We start from the raw sequence: 1,276 nt of genomic DNA on the forward strand, positions 1-1,276 counted from the left end.
TGTAGTGGTCAAGTTAAATTGGCCACGGTTTTATAGTTAAGCCAGTACCTTTTCTCTGACTCGTTTGGTGTCAAACCGCCATTATATTGATGCGGCCTGACTTGGCTGTAATAGCCAATGATATATTTCGTGATCTCTATTTTAGCTTCGTTAAAATTTCGATAACCCACCGTTGGTATCCATTCCGTTTTTAAGCTTCTAAAAAATCGCTCCATTGGCGCATTATCCCAACAATTACCTCGGCGGCTCATGCTTTGTGTTATTCGGTAACGCCAAATGCTTTGCCTGAATTTACGGCTGGTATAATGGCTACCTTGGTCGCTATGAAAAATTACATTTTCAGGGCGTTCACGTAATTCATACGCCATCGTCAAAGCTTTAACTGTTAGTTCACTATCGGGTGAGTGAGACATCGCCCAGCCGATAGGCTTGCGGGCAAATAAATCAATAACAACGGCTAAATAAGCCCAACGATTACCCGTCCAAACATACGTCACATCACCACACCAAACTTGATTGGGTGCTGTTACCGCAAATTGCCGTTCAAGCAGGTTCGGTATTGCCACATGCTCTTTCGATGCTTTCTTGTAAGCATGTTGCGGTAATTGGCAGCTCACCAAGCCAAGATCTTTCATAAGCCTTGCTGCACGGTAACGGCTAAGGCCTATACCATTCTGCGTCACAATGTCAGCAACAGTTCTCGCACCAGCAGAGCCACCACTTAACACATGAGCGGCTTTAACTTCAGCTCTTAGTGTTAGCTCTTCGGTTGAAAGCGAATTATCACGTAACGACCAGTATTTATAGCTACTGCGGTGAACACCAAACACTTCACACAACAGTTTGATTGAGTATTTTACTTTATGGCTCTGATTGAGTTTTTCGATTAATTCGAATTGTTCAGTGAGTCCGACATCAACAGAGCCGTAGCCTTTTTCAAAATTTCCTTTTCTAACTCAATCCGTTCAATTTTCTTTTTAAGTTCACGAATTTCAATTTGCTCTGGCGTCATTGGGGCTGCTTTGGGTGCTTGTCCTTGGCGCTCTTCTCTTAACTGTTTTACCCATTTGCCAATGGTTGAGTAACCAACATTCATTGCCTTAGCAGCTTCTTCATGAGTGTAATCATGATCAAGCACTAATTGCGCTGTTTCTAATCTAAATTCAGGGCTGAAATTTTTACGGGATTTCTTCGCCATTTTATTCGCCTAATACTGCTATGAATTGATCATAACATCCTCTAATTAGGTGGCCAAAATCGTTATACCACTACAGTT

General features: G+C 42.2%; 1 protein-coding gene. It reads right to left on the reverse strand.

Translation table 11 applies throughout. The features are described from left to right. Nucleotides 1–8: 8 nt before the first annotated feature. Nucleotides 9–1,198, reverse strand: a protein-coding gene (locus RM573_RS17400; protein ID WP_311585130.1) for an IS3 family transposase whose coding sequence is annotated in 2 segments (ribosomal slippage) — nt 9–937 and nt 937–1,198 — 1,191 coding nt in all. Because the reading frame shifts where the segments join, the coding sequence is not laid out codon by codon here. Between the last annotated feature and the right edge of the window lie 78 nt (nt 1,199–1,276).

The sequence above is a fragment of the Thalassotalea castellviae genome (genome assembly GCF_031846185.1).
In the GTDB taxonomy this organism is placed as follows: Bacteria; Pseudomonadota; Gammaproteobacteria; order Enterobacterales; family Alteromonadaceae; genus Thalassotalea_H; species Thalassotalea_H castellviae.